Source organism: Variovorax boronicumulans (genome assembly GCF_009811375.1).
GTDB classification, from domain to species: Bacteria; Pseudomonadota; Gammaproteobacteria; order Burkholderiales; family Burkholderiaceae_C; genus Variovorax; species Variovorax boronicumulans.
In genome coordinates this window covers 388,249-405,836 of sequence record NZ_BKDH01000004.1, presented here as the reverse complement: position 1 = coordinate 405,836, position 17,588 = coordinate 388,249, and the positions used below count along the sequence as shown (strand labels likewise).

Here is a 17,588-nt window from a genome sequence, read left to right as displayed (position 1 = left end):
AGTTCCTTATTGTTATATGTGTTAACTAATTGATGCGTTGTGTATCGAGTCGATGCCCAAATTTGGACACGCACCGAGAAGTAACGCACACGCTGGGAGCGCCGAGCCGGCGGCGCGGCCCTTCGCGAGACCTCTGGGACACTGGGGCCCATGAATTCCGAAGAAGCTGGCCCACGGGCCCTGTCGCACCTGCACACCCTGGGCCTGCTGACCGACGCCGAACACGCGCAGGCGCTCGCGCACCCCGACCTGCCGGACACGCCGCTGCGCACCCCGAGCGAAGCGCTGGGCTGGGCGGCCGCCAAGGGCATCGTCGCGCCGGAGTCGCTGCCCGGCCTGCGCGCCCGCGCCGCCCCCGGCGCGCAAGACGAGGCGCACCGCACCGTGGCGAATGCGGTGGCCATGGTCAGCGGCCAGGCGCCGGCCTGGGTGCTGCTCGAGATCAGCCTCATGGCGAACCGCCTGGAAGACGGCGTGACCGAGGGCGCCCTCGATCAACTGCAGGCGCTGCAGTTGATCGACCCCGCGCAGCACGCACAGGCCTTCAGCCTGCTGCCCGCACAGGAACCCGAATGGGCGGCGCCCGCCTCGCCGGCCGCCACACTCGCCTGGACCGTGCGCACCGGCGTGCTGACGCCTGCGCAGCTGCAGATGCTCGCTACGCCGATGTCCGCGGTCTCGCCGGAAGGCCGGCAGGTCGTGGCCGACGCGCTCGTCCGCACGGAGCGCAGCAGCGGCGGGCGCACGAAGACCGTGCGCACCCACAGCGTGACGTGGAGTTCCACTGGCGCCTCCGGCTCGCCCCGCGCGGGCAAGGTGATCGCTGTCGTGGCGGTGGTGGCCGTCGCGCTCTACTTCCTGTTCGCCCGGTAGGCGGCAGGGGTCCCGATAGCGACCGCCTAAAATGCTCGCCCACCGCTTCCCGCCGGGCGGCAAAGACACAAGGACCCCGAATGAACTCTCTACGCCGCGCCCTGGCCCTCGGCCTCGCTGCCGCCACGCTCGCCTTCGGTGCCCAGGCCCAGAACCGCGAACTCACCGTGGCCTCCAGCGCCACCTACGCGCCGTTTGCCTTCGAGAACAAGGACAAGCAGATCGTCGGCTTCGACATCGACATCATCAACGCCATCGCCAAGCAGCAGGGCCTGAAGATCAAGATCGTCAACACGCCCTTCACCGGCATCTTCGGCGCGCTGAACAACGGCGACGTCGACCTCGTGATCTCGGGCGTCACCATCAACGAGAAGCGCAAGCAGAGCTACGACTTCACGCCGCCGTACTTTGCGGCCCGCCAGCTGATCGCGCTGCCGAAGAACAGCACCGTGGCCTCGCTGAAGGACCTCACGGGCAAGAAGATCGCCGTGGTCAGCGCCTCCACCGCCGACGACATCGCCTCGCGCGAGTTCGGCAAGACCAGCCCCAACATCCGCCGCTTCGAGAGCACGCCGCTCATCATTTCCGAGCTGGCCGGCGGCGGCGTCGATGCCGCCATGGGTGACAACGGCGTGATCGCCTACCGCGTGGCGCAGCACCCCGAGCTGAAGACGCTGGACGACAAGTCCTTCCCCGAAGAGGGCTTCGGCATCGTCGTGAAGAAGGGCGACAAGGCGCTGCTGGACAAGCTCAGCGCCGGCCTGGCGGCCATCCGCGCCGACGGCAGCTACGTGACGATCTACAAGAAGTGGTTCAACAAGGACCCCAACGTGCGCTGAGCCGTACGGCAATTTCCTGAACACGGCCGCCCTCACGCGGCCGTTTCGTTTTTCCGCTGACCGACAGATAGACAGAGAGTTGAGGACGCAAGCATGGAACAACCAGTGCTGCTTTTCGGATGGTTCCGCTGGGACATCCTCGTGGAATACAAGGACCTGTTCTGGCAGGGCGCCTGGATGACGCTGCGCATGACCGTGGTCTGCGTGCTGCTGGGCGCCAGCTGGGGCCTGTGCCTGGCGCTGGCGCGGCTGGCGCAGGCGCGCCACGCACCGTGGACCTGGGTCACGCGCCTGCTGCTGCGCTGGCCCGCCACGGTGTACGTGAGCTTCTTCCGGGGCACGCCGCTGTTCGTGCAGATCCTGCTCATCCACTTCGCGGTGATGCCGGTGTTCATCCACCCGAGCACGGGCCTGCTCATCGACGGCGAGCTGGCGCGCACGCTCAAGCAGGAGCACGGCGCCCTCATCTCCGGCGTGGTCGCGCTCACGCTGAACTCGGCGGCCTACATCTCCGAAGTGTTCCGCGCCGGCATCCAGTCGATCTCGCGCGGGCAGTTCGACGCCGGCCGCTCGCTGGGCCTGAGCCCCGCGCAGGTGATGCGCTACGTGGTGCTGCCGCAGGCCTTTCGCCGCATGCTGCCGCCGCTGGGCAACAACGCCATCGCGCTGCTCAAGGACACCTCGCTGGTGTCGGCCATCGGCCTGGCCGAACTGGCCTACGCCGCGCGCACCGTGGCCGGCGCCTATGCGCGCTACTGGGAGCCGTACCTGGCGATCTCGGTGGTGTACTGGGTGATGACGCTGGTGCTGACCACGCTGCTGCGCCGGCTGGAACACCGTCTCGCCCGCAGCGACAGAAGTTAGGCACACCCCCAGGCTTCGCGCACTTCGTGTCGCTACGCCAACCCCCTTGCAGGGGGCAACACCTGAGGCCCGGCAAAGCCGGTTCCTCGGTGTTCCTGGAAAGAGAAGAGCGTCTTGTCGATGCTCCGCTGTTGCCCGCGCCACAATAGCGCGACATGCCGCCCATATCCCCCGAAGAGACACCCCTCCCGCCGGCCCGGCCGCAGCCCTCGAACCTCGCGGCGCTCGAGCCCCTGAAGCTCCCCGTGTTCCGCATGCTGTGGAGCACCTGGCTCATCGCCAACATCTGCATGTGGATGAACGACGTGGCGGCGGCGTGGATGATGACCTCGCTGACCACCTCGCCGATCTGGGTCGCGCTGGTGCAGTCGGCCTCCACCCTGCCGGTGTTCCTGCTCGGTCTTCCGAGCGGCGCGCTGGCCGACATCCTCGATCGCCGGCGCTGGCTGGTGGCCACGCAGTTCTGGCTGGCCGGCACCGCCGTGGTGCTGTGCGCCGCCATCGCGCTCGACGTGATGACCGCGCCGCTGCTGCTGGCGCTCACCTTCGCCAACGGCATCGGGCTGGCGCTGCGCTGGCCGGTGTTCTCGGCCATCGTGCCCGAGCTGGTGCCGCGCCAACAGCTGCCGGCGGCGCTGGGCCTGAACGGCATCGCCATGAACGCCTCGCGCATCGTCGGCCCGCTCACGGCCGGCATGCTGATCGCGAGCGCGGGCAGCGTGTGGGTGTTCGCGCTCAACGCGGTGCTGTCGGTGGCCTCGGGCTTCGTGGTGCTGCGCTGGCGCCGCGAGCACACGCCCAACCCGCTGGGGCGCGAGAAGCTCATCAGCGCGATGCGCGTGGGCGTGCAGTTCGTGCGCCAGTCGCAGCGCATGCGCGCGGTGCTCACGCGCGTGTCGCTGTTCTTCTTCCACTCGACCGCGCTGCTGGCGCTGCTGCCGCTCCTGGCACGCAACCTCCAGGGCGGCGGCGCCGGCACCTTCACGCTGCTGCTGGCCGCCATGGGCACGGGCGCGATCATCGCGGTGCTCTTCTTGCCGCGGCTGCGCCAGGCGCTCGGGCGCGACCAGCTGGTGCTGCGCGGCGCCATGCTGCAGTCGGCCGCCACGGCCGTGATGGCCGTGGCGCCCAACGCCTGGGTCGCGGTGCCGGCGATGTTCTTCGGCGGCATGGCGTGGATCACGGTGGCCAACTCGCTGTCGGTGTCGGCCCAGCTGGCGCTGCCCGACTGGGTGCGCGCACGCGGCATGTCGACCTACCAGATGGCGATCATGGGCGCGAGCGCGATCGGCGCGGCGCTGTGGGGCCAGGTGGCCACCGTCACGTCGCTGAAGCTGAGCCTGGCCATCGCCGCCGTGAGCGGCACGCTGCTGATGCTCGCGGCCATGCGCTGGGTGACCGACGTGAGCGGCGAGGACGACGTGCGCCCCGCCCAGGCCGGCTGGGCCACCGGCCCGCCGGCCGAGGCGCCGCAGGAAGACGGCCGCGTGGTGATCACGGTCGAGTACCTGATCGACCCGTCGCGCGCCGCGGCCTTCCACCTCGTGATGCAGCAGACCCGGCGCGCGCGCCTGGGCCAGGGTGCCATCGGCTGGGAGCTGCTGCACGACATCGCGCAGCCCGAACGCTACGTGGAGCAGATCGTGGACGAGTCGTGGACCGACCACCTGCGCCGCTTCAACCGCGCCACCGCCGCCGACATGGCGCTGCGCGAGCGCCGGCTGGCCTTCCACCTGGGCGAGTCGCCGCCGGTGATCACGCGCTTCGTGGTGCGGCGCTGAGCAGCAGGGCCGTCAGCGGAAGAACGCCAGCCGCGCGAGGAAGGTGTGGTCGGCCTCCGCCGCCATCAGCCCGACCAGCACCAAAAGGCACAGCGGCGGCAGCAGGATCGCGTAGACCAGCGCCATCCGCTCCCACGCCATGTGCATGAAGACCGCGACGATGAGCCCGGCCTTCAGCAGCATGAAGACGATGATCAGGCCCCAGCGCAGGTAGCCCTGCACATGGAAGTAGTCGACCATGTACGACATCGCGCTGAGCACGAACAGGAGCCCCCAGATTTTCAGGTACAGGCCGATCGGGTGCTGCTGGCCAGTGGTGGCGTGGGTGGTGTTCATGATGATGGTCCTCACCAGAGATAGAACAGCGCGAAGATGAAGACCCACACCAGGTCGACGAAGTGCCAGTACAGGCCCACGATCTCGACCACCTGGTAGTTGCCGGCCTTGTCGTAGTCGCCGCGAATGAGCTTGAAGGCCACCGCGAACAGCAGCACCACGCCGGCCGACACGTGCAGCCCGTGGAAGCCCGTGATCATGAAGAAGGCCGCGCCGAACTGCGCCGCGCCCATCGGGTTGCCCCAGGGCCGCACGCCCTCCTCGAGGATCAGCTTGGACCACTCGAAGGCCTGCATGCCCACGAAGAGCTCGCCGAAGGTGGCGGTCACGAGCATCAGCGTGGCGGCGTTCACGCGGTCGCCGCGGTAGGCGAAGTTGACCGCCATCGCCATCGTGCCGCTGCTGCTGATGAGCACGAAGGTCATGATCGCGATCAGCAGGAGCGGCACGTCGGCCCCGCCCACGTGCAGCGCGAACACCTCGCTCGGATTGGGCCAGGCCACGGTGGTCGAGACACGCACCGTCATGTAGCCCGTGAGGAAGCAGCTGAAGATGAAGATGTCGCTCAGCAGGAAGATCCACATCATGGCCTTGCCCCATGAGACGTGGAAGGCCTGGCGGTCGGACGACCAGTCGGCCACCAGGCCGCGCCAGCCGTTCGCGGCGACGGCGGAGCCGGTGAAGGTTGCGGTGCTGGAGTTCATGCGAAGCCTCCTCACGCCGTGCCGCAGAGGACGCGCGCCACCTCCGGCGTCACCCACCCCAGCAGCGCGAACAGCGCCAGCCACACGGCCAGCATGAAGTGCCAGTAGCGCGCGCACAGCGCGATGCGCCATCCGGCGCGGGCGGGGTCGGCCCACGCGACGCGCGCCGCCATCGCCCACCCGACCAGGCCGCCCGCCAGGTGCAGCCCGTGCATGGCGGTCAGCAGGTAGAAGAAGCTGCCCGACGGGTTGCCCGCCGGCAGCACCTGCGCGTGCGCCATCGCGGCCCAGGCCCACAGCTGCACGCCGAGGAAGCCCACGGCGCACAGGCCGCCGGCCAGCAGCAGGCGGCGCATGCGCGCCGGGTCCACGCGGCGCGAGGCGGCTTCCAGCGCCACGCTGCCCGCCATCAGCAGCGCCGAGCTGAGCCACAGCTGCCAGGGCAGCGCGAGCGCGACCGCATCGCCGCTGCTCATGCGCATCACGTAGGCCACGGTGAACAGGGAGAACAGCGCGGTGACCACGCCCATGAAGACCCACAGGCCGATGCCGGCGGCGCTCGCGTGCGCGTCGCGCAGCCGCACGTCGCGGGGCAGGCCGCGCAGGCGCAGGGCGGCGTCCGCGTTCATGCCGGTGCTCCGCGCGCGCCGCTCACGGGCACGTCGTCCTTGTCGTCGCTGGCCTGCGGCGGTGCGTTCTGCGCGATGAAGTCTTCCGCCGCGCCCGGCACGCCGTAGGCGTAGGCCCAGCGGTAGGCCACGGGCAGCCGCGGCCCCCAGTTGCCGTGGCCGGGCGGCGTCTCGGGCGTCTGCCATTCGAGCGAGGCGGCGCGCCACGGGTTGGCGCCGGCCGGCCGGCCGCGCCAGGCGCTCCAGGCCAGGTTGACGATGAAGAGCAGCTGCGCCGCGCCGACCACCAGCGCGACCACGGTGATGAATTCGTTCAGACTGAAGGCCGACGGCGGAATGAACTTGTAGCCGTCGAAGTTGTAGTAGCGCCGCGGCATGCCCAGCACGCCCAGGTAGTGCATCGGAAAGTAGATCGCGTAGGTGCCCAGGAAGGTGATCCAGAAATGCAGCCGGCCGAGCCGGTCGTCCAGCATGCGCCCGGTGATCTTGGGGAACCAGTGGTAGATGCCGCCGAACACCACCAGCAGCGGCGCCACGCCCATCACCATGTGGAAGTGCGCCACCACGAAGTAGGTGCCCGACAGCGGGATGTCCACGCTCACGTTGCCCAGGAAGAGGCCCGTGAGCCCGCCGATGACGAAGGTGCACACGAAGGCCAGCGCGAACAGCATCGGCACCGACAGGTGGATGTCGCCGCGCCACAGCGTCAAGAGCCAGTTGTAGACCTTGATCGCCGTGGGCACCGCGATGACCAGCGTGGTGGTGGCGAAGAAGAAGCCGAAGTACGGGTTCATGCCGCTCACGAACATGTGGTGCGCCCACACCACCACGCTGAGCCCGCCGATGGCCACGATGGCCCACACCATCGTGCGGTAGCCGAAGATGCGCTTGCGCGCATGCACGCTGATCAGGTCCGACACGATGCCGAAGGCCGGCAGCGCCACGATGTAGACCTCGGGGTGGCCGAAGAACCAGAACAGGTGCTGGAACAGCAGCGGGCTGCCGCCCTTGTGGCCCGACAGCTGTCCCATCGACACCAGCGCCGGCATGAAGAAGCTAGTGCCCACCGTGCGGTCCAGCAGCAGCATCACGCCGCTGACGAACAGCGCCGGAAAACCCAGCAGCGCCAGCACCGTGGCCACGAAGATGCCCCACACCGTGAGCGGCATGCGCAGCAGCGTCATGCCCCGGCAGCGCGCCTGCAGCACGGTGGTCGCGTAGTTCAGGCCGCCCATGGTGGTGGCCACGATGAAGATCAGCAGCGACACCAGCATCAGCACGATGCCGCCGCCGTGGCCCGGCGTGCCCGGCAGGATCGACTGCGGCGGGTACAGCGTCCAGCCCGCGCCGGTGGGGCCGCCCGCCACGAAGAAGCTGGCCATCAGCACCACCACCGACAGCAGGTAGACCCAGAAGCTCAGCATGTTGAGGTAGGGAAACACCATGTCGCGCGCCCCCACCATGAGCGGGATCAGGTAGTTGCCGAAGCCGCCCAGGAACAGTGCCGTGAGCAGGTAGATCACCATGATCATTCCGTGCATGGTCACGAACTGGTAGTAGCGCTCGGCGTTGATGAACTCGAACTGGCCCGGAAACCCCAGCTGCAGCCGCATCAGGTTGGACAGCACCAGGCCGACCACACCCACCGCGATGGCGGTGCAGGCGTACTGCACGGCGATCACCTTGTGGTCCTGGCTCCAGACGTAGCGGCGCAGGAAGCCCTGCGGCGCCGGGTGACCGCCATCGTCGTGTTCGTCGTCGGCGGGGGTGAGCACAGCAGCGTCGGTCATCGCGCGGCCTTCTGTTCGGTGGCAGCCTGCGCCGGCGGGCTGCCCAGACTCTGGATGTAGGCCACCAGCGCGGCCAGCTCCTCCTCGCTCAGGTCGATCTTCGGCATCACCGGCGGGAAGCCCTTCACGTGGCGCGCCTGCGGGTCGCGGATGAAGCTGCGCAGGTAGGCCTCGTCGACCAGCGCGGTGCTGCCGTCGGCCATCGACTCGTTCTTGCCGTACAGGCCCTTCCAGGTCGGCCCCACGCGTGTGCTGCCGTCGATGGTGTGGCAGGCCACGCAGCCCTTGGCGTCGGCCAGCGCGCGGCCCTGGTCGACGCGGCCGCCACCGCCGGCCGGTGCCTGGGCAGCCTGCGCCGCCTTGGCCGCTTGCGCCAACTGCATCGCGCCGAAGGTCGGCAGCGCCGTGCGCCACGCGTCGTAGGCCGCCGCGTCCTCCACCACCACGAAGCCGCGCATGTTCGGATGGCCCACGCCGCACAGCTGCGCGCACAGCGCCTCGTAGCGGCCCGCGACGGTGGGCGTGAACCAGAAGCGGCTGACCTGCCCCGGCACGATGTTCATGCGGGCGCGGATCGGCGGCACGAAGAAGTCGTGCAGCACGTCGTGGGAGCGCATCAGCACCAGCACCGGCTGGCCGATCGGAAGGTGCACCTCGTCGCCGGGAACCAGCAGGTCGTCCAGCCCCGCCGCGTCGGCCGGGTCGAGCCCGAAGGGGTTGGCGGCGCTGACGAAGCGCGCGTCGGTCGCGCCCAGCTTGCCGTCCGCGCCCGGCAGGCGAAAGCGCCACTGCCACTGCTGGCCCAGCACCTCGAGCACGCGCGCGTCATGCGGCGTGCGCACGTAGTTCGCGTACACCACGAGGCCGGGCGCCAGCAGCGCCATGATGCCGACGGTGGTGCCGCCGATGAGCCAGCGCTCCAGCGTGCGGCTCTCGGGCGCATGCGGCGCCACGCGGCGCCCCTCGCGGTGGCGAAAGCGCACCACGGTGTAGGCGAGGAACAGGTTGATGACGACGAAGAACAGGCCCGTGATGAGCAGCGTGATGGTCAGCGTGTCGTCCATGCGCTGCCAGTTGGAGGCCAGCGGCGTCGTCCACCACGGGTTGACGGCGTGGAACGTCACCGAGGCCACCACGATGAGCAACAGGACGACGGCGATGGTCATGTGCTGCGCTCCCTGGGGTGGCCATCGGGGGTTCCGGGAGTCGCATGCGCGGCGGCTTCAGCGGATCGCCGGGATCCGCGGCTCTTCGCCCTCGAAGCGGGCCTCGGGGTGCGTGGCCTCCAGCATCGCCTCGACCTCGCGCACGCGCGCCGGCGGCAGGTCGACCATCAACAGGACCTGGCCCTGCGCGATGGCGCTCTCGAAACGCGCCAGCCGCGGGCTCGGGATCGACACGCCGACCATGGTGGCCGACCAGGCGCCCACCACGCCGCCCAGCAGCGCCAGGCCCACGGCCACGGCCCATTCGGGCTCGTCGCCGAACACGGGGAACAGCAGCGCGGCCAGCAGCCCGACGACCACGCCGCAGGCGGTGCCGAGCACCCAGCCGGTCTTGGCGGCGTGAACGAGGTCGGAGGTCTGCCAGACGTTGGCCGCATGGAGCCCGGCCATGTCCTGGCCTTCGCGTGCGGCGAAATGCAGGTGCGCGATGTCGACACGCGCCTGCAGCAGATCGTGCATCGCCTGCCTGGCACTCGCCAGGTCCGGCAACAGCCAATAGATGCGTCTTTTCACGGCGCCTCCTTTCCGTCTTGCGACGAGCAAGAGACCATGCTTGAGTTATAGGCTCAACAAGGGCCGCATTCAAGTCGGCGCGCCATCGGGACCGACCCGGTGAGTACGGAAGTTCGTCGGTTTCCAGAAGGGCAATTGCACTGAATAATCCGCCGCTCCAGGCCCCCACGGCCTCATGAAAAACAAGAAGGAGCAGACGACATGCGCATGGAGCGAGGCCCCCGGTTTTCCCACTTTTCTCGGTTTTCTTTTCCCCGCCGTCATCCGGCATCCCCCCTTCCCTGGCTCGCGGCCGCCCTTGCAGGGCTGGCGGGCGGCGCCGCGCACGCGGCCTGCGGCCCCACCGCCACGCCGGTCACCGGCGACATCGTGGTCTGCGACGGCACCACGACCGTATCGCCCAGCGTGATCGCCACGCCGGGCAGCACCGGCGTCACCATCACCGTGAACAGCGGCGCCACGCTGACCACCAACGCCACGCAGGCGCTGCTGGTGCGCGATGCGAGCACCATCACCAACAACGGCACGATCACGGTGTCGGGCGGCTCGGGCTCGGCGCGCGCGGCGATGGTCGCCACGGGCAACGACAACACGCTGACCAACAACGGCACGCTGCGCACCACGAGCAGCGGCACCGCGGGCATCCTGGTCACGTCGAACAGCAGCACGCGCACGCGCATCACCAACAACGGCAGCATCGGCACCACGGGCCTCAGCTCGCACGGCATCTCTTTGCTGGGCCCGGGCAACACGGTGGTCAACAACGGCAGCATCTCGGCCATCGGCACCTCGGCCAAGGGCGTGTACCTGCAGGGCGGCAACCTCGTGGCCAACCTGCTGGTGAACACCGGCAGCATCGCCACCACGGGCGCCAACTCGCCGGCGGGCGGCGCCGACGCGGTGCATGCGAACACGCTCGGCGGCACTTTCTTCTCGCGCGTGGAGAACCGGGCCGGCGCCTCGTTCTCGAGCGCCAACGGCTACGGCTACCGCGGCCAGAACGGCAACGACGTGCTGGTCAACGCCGGCACCATCGAAGGCCACGGCGGCACCGCCAGCACCGACGCGATCTACATGGGCGCGCTCGGCAACGGCACGCTGATCCTGCAGACCGGCTCGGTCATCAAGGGCGGCGCCGACGGCGGCGTCGGCAAGACAGCCAGCACCTTTCTCGAAGGCAGCGGCACGGTCGACAACGCCTTCCGCAACTTCCAGCACCTGACGATGCGCGGCACCGCGTGGTCGTGGCTGACCGACGCGAGCTTCTCGGATTCGATCCGCGTCGAGTCCGGCCGCTTCACCCTGCCCGCCACGCTGACCAGCCCCGTCATCACGGTGTTGCCCGGCACCACCGTGGCCGGCACCGGCACCTTCGCGGGCAACGTGACGAACCAGGGCACGCTGCTGCCCGGCCCGAACGACGGCGTCGGCTTCGGCGCCTTCACGGTGCGCGGCAACTACGTGGGCGGCAGCGGCGCACTGCTGCAGGTCAACACCGTGCTGGCGGGCGACAACGCACCTTCGGACAAGCTGGTGATCGACGGCGGTGCGGCCACGGGGTCCACCGGCCTGCGCGTGGTGAACCGCGGCGGCCTGGGCGCGCCCACGCTGGCCGACGGCATCCTGGTGGTGCAGGCCGTCAACGGCGGCACCACGGCCGAGCAGGCGTTCTCGCTGACCCAGGCGGTGGAGGCCGGCGCCTACAACTACCGGCTGTTCCGCGGCGGCGCGACGGGCAATAACCGCGACAACTGGTACCTGCGCAACAACGGCTACCTCGTGGGCGGCACCGTGGTGGGCTCGCTGGAGGAAGCCGCCGAGGTGATCGCCGAGACAGGCTCGCCGGCGACGGTGGAACAGGTCAAGCTCTACCGGCCCGAGGTGCCGCTGTACAGCGCCCTGCCGATCGCCGTGCGCCGCCTCGGGCTGGCGCAGCTGGGCACCTTCCACGACCGGCAGGGCGATGCGCAACTGCTCGCGGACGGTGAAGGCCGGCAGGCCTCGTGGGGCCGCGTGTTCGGCGAAAGCACGCGGCAGCGCCTGCGCGGCGATGCCAATCCGCAGTTCGACGGCAGCGTCAGCGGCCTGCAGCTGGGCCACGACTTTCTGGCGGCCACCGACAGCGCGGGCGGGCGCCACCGCGTCGGCGTGCTGGGCGGCTACACGCGGGCCAGCGGCCACGCGAGCGGCGTGGCCGGCGGCGCCACCAACGAGGCGGCCGGCCGGCTCACCGTCGAGGGCTACAGCCTGGGCGCCTACTGGACGCGCATCGCGAGCAGCGGCTGGTACAGCGACGCCGTGCTGCTGGCCACGCGCTACAAGGCCGATGCGCGCTCCACCCTGGGGCGCGGCGGCCGCCCGCACGGCACCAGCGTGACCGCATCGCTCGAGGCCGGCTACCCGCTGGCGCTGAGCGACACCGTCACGCTGCAGCCGCAGGTGCAGCTCATCTGGCAGCGCAGTTCGCTCGACGACTTCGACGACGGCCTCTCGACCGTGCGCTTCCAGCGCGACAACGCCGTCACCGGCCGGCTGGGCGCGCGGCTCGAAGGCCGCTTCGAGGCGGGCGGCGGCGTCTGGAAGCCCTACCTGAAGCTCAACCTGTGGCACACCTTCAGCGGCAGCAACGCCCTGTACTTCGGGCCGACCGACCGGGTCGCCAACCGCCGCAACGCGAGCGCCCTCGAAGTGGGCGGCGGCATCGTCGGGCAGGTGAACAAGACGCTGTCGGTCTACGGCGGCCTGGCCTACACCAGCGCCATCGGCATCACCGAGCAGACCGGCGTGCAAGGGCAACTGGGGCTGCGCATGCGCTGGTGACCCCGGGGCGCCGGGCGCCCGGACGGCTCGACTTTTGACCGTCCGTGCAAATTTGATGGCATGCGGTTTGCTTGATAAAGATCAACGGGTATCCACGGATAGCCAGTCTTTTTTGACCGTATGGATAATTTAGCCCATCATCCCGTCCGCCCGCCACGAGGTACACCCCGATGAATCACCCCCCCTTGCGCAGCCGCTTCTGGTCCGACCTGACCAGTGAAGAGTTCTCCCGCCTCGACCGCGAACGGCTGATCGCCGTGCTGCCGGTGGGGGCGACCGAACAGCACGGCCCCCATTTGCCGATGTCGACCGACACCGCCACCATCGACGGCATGGTGCGCGCCAGCCTGCCCTACCTGCCCGACGACCTGCCGGTGCTGTTCCTGCCCACCGTGCCCTACGGCAAGAGCAACGAGCACTCGCGCTACCCGGGCACGCTCACGGTGTCGGCGAACACGCTGATCTCGCTGTGGAAGGACGTCGGCGCCTGCGTCGCCAAGGCCGGCGTGCGCAAGCTGGTGCTCTACAACAGCCACGGCGGCCAGATGAGCGTCATGGACATCGTGGCGCGCGACCTGCGCGAAGAGCACGACATGATGGTCGTGGCCGCCAACTGGTACACGCTGGGCCTGCCCGAGGGCCTGTTCACCGCGCACGAAGGCAAGCACGGCATCCACGCCGGCGACCTCGAGAGCTCGGTGATGCTGCACCTCACGCCCGATTACGTGCGCAAGGATCAGTTCCAGAACTTCGGCTCCATGACCGAGCAGCTGGCGGCCGAGAACAAGTTCCTGTCGATCACGCCCAGCGGCAAGCTCGGCTGGCAGATGCACGACATCAACCCCGCCGGCGCCGCCGGCGACGCCACCCGCGCCAGCGCCGAGAAGGGCGCCGCGGTGCTCGACCACGTGGGCCAGCGCTTCGTCGAGCTGCTGCACGAGATCGACCGCTTCCCGCTCTCGCGCCTGGCCAACGTTCCGGCCTGGCGCTGACGCCAAGGAGTCCCATGGAAAGCACCACGCCATCCACGCCGCCCCTGGTCCGCCTGCGCAACGTCGGCAAGCGTTTTGCCAACGGCACGCTCGCCCTGCAGGGCATGACACTCGACATCGGCGAGCACGACTTCGTCAGCTTCCTGGGCCCCTCGGGCTGCGGCAAGAGCACCGCGCTGCGGCTGATTGCCGGGCTCACGCGCATCAGCTCGGGCGACATGCAGTGGTCGGGCGCCAACACCGGCAGCGCCAAGGACAGCAAGAGCGACCGCGACCTGGGCTTCGTGTTCCAGGAGCCCACGCTCATGCCCTGGACCAAGGTGTTCGACAACGTCTGGCTGCCGCTCAAGCTCGCGGGCATGAGCCGCGACGAAGCCGCGCCGGTGGTGCAGCACGTGCTGGAGCTGGTCGGCCTCTCGCGCTTTGCCGACGTGTACCCGCGCGAGCTCTCGGGCGGCATGAAGATGCGCGTGTCGATCGCGCGCGCGCTGGTCACGCACCCGCGCCTGCTGCTCATGGACGAGCCCTTTGCCGCGCTCGACGAGATGACGCGCATCAAGCTCAACAACGACCTGCTGGCCATCTGGCGCGAGCACCGCTTCTCGATCGTGTTCGTCACGCACAGCGTGTACGAGTCGGTCTACCTGTCGAACCGCATCGTCGTGATGGCGGCACGCCCGGGCCGGGTGATCGACGAGATCGCCATCGACGAGCCCTACCCGCGCGGCGAGGCCTTCCGCACCTCCAGCCGCTACAACGCGCACTGCACGGCTGTTTCGCAATCTCTGCACGGAGCGCTCCATGGCCTCGACATCGACCATTGAAACCGTGATGCCCCTCGACACCACCAACGAAGCCACGCCGTCCGCCGAGACGCTGCGCGCGCACGAAGACAAGCTGCGCCGGCGCGAGGCCACGCTGCGCATCGTCGTGCCGGTCGTCATCGTCGCGGCGCTGCTGCTGGTGTGGGAATGGATGGTGCGCGCCAACGACATCCCGCACTACATCCTGCCGGCGCCCTCGCTCATCCTGCGCACGCTGTTCGACAACTGGGGTTCGCTCTCGGGCGCGCTGTGGTTCACGGTGAAGCTCACGCTGCTGGCGCTGGGCGCCGCCATCGTCGGCGGCGTGCTGCTGGCGATTGCGTTCGCGCTGTTCAAGTGGGTGGAGATCGGCCTGTTCCCGATCGCCGTGATCCTGCAGGTGACGCCGATCATCGCGATCGCGCCGCTCATATTGATCTACGTGTCGAGCACCACCGCGGCGCTGTTGCTTTGCGCGTGGATCGTGGCCTTCTTCCCCATCCTGTCGAACACCGTCATCGGCCTGAAGAGCGCCGACAGCAACCTGCGCGACCTGTTCCAGCTGTACAAGGCCTCGCCCTGGCAGACCTTCCGCTACCTGCTGGCGCCCAGCGCGCTGCCGTACTTCATGGCGGGCCTGAAGATCGCCGGCGGCCTGAGCCTGATCGGCGCGGTGGTGGCCGAGTTCACGGCCGGCACGGCGGGCAAGGAAACGGGGCTGGCCTCGCGCATCCTCGAGTCGAGCTTCCGCACCGAGATCCCGATGATGTTCGCGGCGCTGCTGCTGGTGTCTCTGCTGGGCATCGTGATCTTCATCGTGTTCGCCGCCCTGTCGCGGCTGGTGCTCGGCCACTGGCACGAGAGCGAGATGCGCCGTGAACGCTAGAACCCCGCTGTCCACGGTCGATTGGGACGCCGTGCGCGACGAGCTGCGCGGCCTGAACGTGATCGCCACGCCCAGCCAGCGCAAGCAGCTGTCGAAGGACTTCTACTGGTACAGCCCGATCCTCACGGCGCAGCTCGCGGGCTGCGTGGCCGACCTCGTGGTCAAGGTCAGCACCGAAGACGACGTGCGCCAGGCCGCGGCCGTGGCCGCCAAATGGAAGCTGCCGCTCACCGTGCGCGCGGGCGGCACCGGCAACTACGGCCAGTGCGTGCCGCTCGAAGGCGGGCTCGTGCTCGACGTGACGCAGATGTGCCGCGTGCTCGACCTGGCCGACGGCCGCATCCGCGTCGAGGCCGGCGCGCGCATGCACGACATCGACCTGGCCGCGCGCGAGACCGGGCAGGCGCTGCGCATGTGGCCCTCGACCTGGCACGTGGCCAGCATCGGCGGCTTCATCGCGGGCGGCTTCGGCGGCATCGGGTCGTTCCGCCACGGCATCCTGCGCGACCCCGGCAACCTGCTGCGCGCGCGCGTGATGACGGTGGAGCGCGAGCCGCGCGTCATCGAGCTGGTGGGCGACGAGATCCAGCAGGTGCACCACGCCTACGGCACCAACGGCGTGATCCTCGACGTGGAGGTGGCGCTGAGCCCGGCGGTCGACTGGGTGCACTGCACGGCGCTGTTCGACACCTACCGCGGCGCGCTCGACTTCGGCATTGCCGCTCAGGCGCCCTCGCTGGACATCTTCCTGCTGTCGACCGTGGAGGCGCGCTTCTCGCCCTACTACACGGCCATGGGCGATCGCTTTCCGACCGACCGGCACGCGGTGTTCACCATGGTCTCGCCCGACTCCATGGCCGAGTTCCGCGCGCTCGCGGCGGTGCACGGCGGCACCCTGTCGGTGGCCGGCACCGAGGCCGAGCTGCAGGCCGAGGGCCTGCCGCCAGCCTACGAGTGCGCCTTCAACCACACGACGCTGCAGGCGCTGAAGGCCGACCGCAGCTGGACCTACCTGCAGGTGGCCTACGCCCAGCCCTTCGACCCGGCCGTGGTCGAGCGCCACATGCAAATCTTCGGCGACGACGTGCTGCAGCACCAGGACTTCGCGCGCGCCAACGGCCAGTGCGGCACCTTCGGCATCCTGCTCGTGCGCTGGAAGGGCGAGGCCCACCAGTACGAGGTGATGCGCGAGATCGAGTCGCAGGGCGGCGCGCAGATCTTCAACCCGCACGTCTTCACCATCGAGGACGGCGGCATGAAGACCATCGACACGCAGCAGATCGAGTTCAAGAAGCGCAGCGACCCGATGGGCCTGATGAACCCCGGCAAGACGCGCGGCTGGACGCCCGACATGGCCGTCGAGCGCTGAGAAAAGCATTTAGTCTTCGCATCCCGTCCCTACCCCAACCTCCACAGGAGTCCGTCCCCATGCGCATCCCCGCTTTCTCTCTTCGGCCGCTGGCCTTCGGCCTGGCCCTCGCAGGTGCTGCCTTCGCCGCGCACGCTCAGGAAAAAGTGGTGTTCGCCACCAACTGGAAGGCGCAGGCCGGCCACGGCGGCTTCTACCAGGCGCTGGTGGACGGCACCTACAAGAAGTACGGGCTCGACGTGGAAATCATGCAGGGCGGCCCGATGGTCAACAACCGGCCCATGCTGCCGGCCGGCAAGATCGACTTCCTCATGACCGGCAACCTGCTGCAGTCCTTCGACAACGTGAAGAACGGCGTGCCCACCGTGGTGGTCGCGGCCATCTTCCAGAAAGACCCGCAGGCCATGTTCGCCCACCCGGGCCAGGGCTACGACACCTTCAAGGACATGACCAAGGCGCCCGTGGCCTTCATCGGCAAGGACGGCCAGTTCAGCTTCTGGCAGTGGATGAAGTCGGAGCACGGCTTCAAGGATTCGCAGCTCAAGCCCTACACCTTCAACGTGGGCCCGTTCCTGGCCGACAAGAAATCGATCCAGCAGGGCTACGCCATCTCGGAGCCGCTGTCGATCAAGGCCCAGGCCGGCTTCGACCCGGTGGTGCACCTCCTGGCCGACCACGGCTTCTCGACCTACGCCACCACCATCGAGACCCGCGCCGACCTCATCAAGACCAAGCCCGAGACGGTGCGCAAGTTCATCGAGGCCTCGATCGTTGGCTGGAACAACTACCTCTACGGCGACAACAAGGCCGCCAACGAGCTCATGGCCAAGACCAACCCCGACGCCACGCCGGCCGCGCTGCAGGGCTCCATCGATCTCATCAAGAAGATGGGCATCGTGGACAGCGGCGACTCGCTCACCAAGGGCATCGGCGCGATGGACGAAGCACGCGTGAAGGACTTCTACGACAAGATGGTCAAGGCCGGCCTGTACAAGCCCGGCGAGATCGACCTGTCGAAGGTCGCGACCACGCAGTTCGTCAACAAGGGCGTCGGTGTCGACATCCGCAAGAAGCTCACCGGCAAGTAATTCGCTTCGTTCTTTCCCGTGGGTCGCGCGGGGCTTGCGCCGGGGTCAGATGCCGGCGCCTGGGTTGCCATAAGG

General features: G+C 69.0%; 16 protein-coding genes. 10 read left to right on the top strand and 6 right to left on the bottom strand.

Annotated features, from left to right (window positions below; genetic code table 11):
• The first annotated feature begins 150 nt into the window (after nt 1-150).
• The 4 genes from VHAB30_RS26910 (at nt 151) to VHAB30_RS26895 (ending at nt 4,357) form a co-directional block, all read left to right on the top strand.
• Nucleotides 151-873, top strand: a complete 723-nt coding sequence (locus VHAB30_RS26910; protein WP_159279197.1) for a hypothetical protein — start codon at nt 151-153, stop codon at nt 871-873.
• 80 nt (nt 874-953) lie between these two features.
• Nucleotides 954-1,712, top strand: a complete 759-nt coding sequence (locus VHAB30_RS26905; RefSeq protein ID WP_062479619.1) for a basic amino acid ABC transporter substrate-binding protein — start codon at nt 954-956, stop codon at nt 1,710-1,712.
• 93 nt (nt 1,713-1,805) lie between these two features.
• A complete protein-coding gene (locus tag VHAB30_RS26900) occupies nt 1,806-2,576 on the top strand; it encodes an amino acid ABC transporter permease (protein ID WP_159279196.1) in 771 nt (256 codons plus the stop codon).
• A 155-nt stretch (nt 2,577-2,731) separates the two neighbouring features.
• Entirely contained in the window at nt 2,732-4,357 is a 1,626-nt protein-coding gene (locus VHAB30_RS26895; protein WP_095950483.1) for an MFS transporter, read from the top strand.
• 12 nt (nt 4,358-4,369) lie between these two features.
• Here the strand turns inward: VHAB30_RS26895 and VHAB30_RS26890 are convergent, their stop codons facing one another.
• The 6 genes from VHAB30_RS26890 to VHAB30_RS26865 are packed head-to-tail and all read right to left on the bottom strand — an operon-like array spanning nt 4,370 to nt 9,555.
• Nucleotides 4,370-4,693: a cytochrome C oxidase subunit IV family protein gene (locus VHAB30_RS26890; protein WP_095747775.1), complete on the bottom strand. Its 324-nt coding sequence runs from the start codon at nt 4,691-4,693 to the stop codon at nt 4,370-4,372.
• 11 nt (nt 4,694-4,704) lie between these two features.
• The gene (locus VHAB30_RS26885) at nt 4,705-5,397 is read right to left on the bottom strand and encodes a heme-copper oxidase subunit III family protein (RefSeq protein WP_159279195.1); all 693 of its coding nucleotides are present in this window, start codon (nt 5,395-5,397) and stop codon (nt 4,705-4,707) included.
• Between the two features lie 11 nt (nt 5,398-5,408).
• The gene (locus tag VHAB30_RS26880) at nt 5,409-6,026 is read right to left on the bottom strand and encodes a cytochrome c oxidase subunit 3 family protein (protein WP_159279194.1); all 618 of its coding nucleotides are present in this window, start codon (nt 6,024-6,026) and stop codon (nt 5,409-5,411) included.
• Nucleotides 6,023-7,816, bottom strand: coding sequence for a cytochrome c oxidase subunit I (gene ctaD / locus VHAB30_RS26875; protein WP_159279193.1), 1,794 nt, complete (start codon nt 7,814-7,816; stop codon nt 6,023-6,025). Before ctaD ends, VHAB30_RS26880 begins: the two co-directional genes overlap by 4 nt.
• On the bottom strand, nt 7,813-8,982 hold the full coding sequence (locus VHAB30_RS26870) for a cytochrome c oxidase subunit II (protein ID WP_159279192.1): 1,170 nt from the start codon (nt 8,980-8,982) through the stop codon (nt 7,813-7,815). The genes ctaD and VHAB30_RS26870 overlap by 4 nt, the downstream gene beginning before the upstream one ends.
• Nucleotides 8,983-9,039: 57 nt before the next feature.
• Entirely contained in the window at nt 9,040-9,555 is a 516-nt protein-coding gene (locus VHAB30_RS26865; RefSeq protein WP_095950478.1) for a DUF1269 domain-containing protein, read from the bottom strand.
• 201 nt (nt 9,556-9,756) lie between these two features.
• Between VHAB30_RS26865 and VHAB30_RS26860 the strand changes: the two genes are divergently transcribed.
• The 6 genes from VHAB30_RS26860 to VHAB30_RS26835 all read left to right on the top strand — a co-directional run bounded on the left by VHAB30_RS26860 (nt 9,757) and on the right by VHAB30_RS26835 (nt 17,513).
• On the top strand, nt 9,757-12,375 hold the full coding sequence (locus tag VHAB30_RS26860; RefSeq protein ID WP_235926929.1) for an autotransporter family protein: 2,619 nt from the start codon (nt 9,757-9,759) through the stop codon (nt 12,373-12,375).
• Between the two features lie 170 nt (nt 12,376-12,545).
• Nucleotides 12,546-13,367: a creatininase family protein gene (locus VHAB30_RS26855; RefSeq protein WP_062479637.1), complete on the top strand. Its 822-nt coding sequence runs from the start codon at nt 12,546-12,548 to the stop codon at nt 13,365-13,367.
• A gap of 14 nt (nt 13,368-13,381) precedes the next feature.
• Complete coding sequence (locus VHAB30_RS26850; RefSeq protein ID WP_062479639.1) at nt 13,382-14,191, top strand: ABC transporter ATP-binding protein; 810 nt, start codon at nt 13,382-13,384, stop codon at nt 14,189-14,191.
• Nucleotides 14,169-15,056 carry an ABC transporter permease gene (locus tag VHAB30_RS26845; RefSeq protein ID WP_174250296.1) on the top strand — a complete coding sequence of 296 codons (888 nt, stop codon included), beginning with the start codon at nt 14,169-14,171 and terminating at the stop codon, nt 15,054-15,056. The genes VHAB30_RS26850 and VHAB30_RS26845 overlap by 23 nt, the downstream gene beginning before the upstream one ends.
• The gene (locus VHAB30_RS26840) at nt 15,046-16,425 is read left to right on the top strand and encodes an FAD-binding oxidoreductase (RefSeq protein WP_174250295.1); all 1,380 of its coding nucleotides are present in this window, start codon (nt 15,046-15,048) and stop codon (nt 16,423-16,425) included. The genes VHAB30_RS26845 and VHAB30_RS26840 overlap by 11 nt, the downstream gene beginning before the upstream one ends.
• Before the next feature lie 59 nt (nt 16,426-16,484).
• Nucleotides 16,485-17,513 carry an ABC transporter substrate-binding protein gene (locus VHAB30_RS26835; protein WP_159279191.1) on the top strand — a complete coding sequence of 343 codons (1,029 nt, stop codon included), beginning with the start codon at nt 16,485-16,487 and terminating at the stop codon, nt 17,511-17,513.
• Nucleotides 17,514-17,588: the final 75 nt, after the last annotated feature.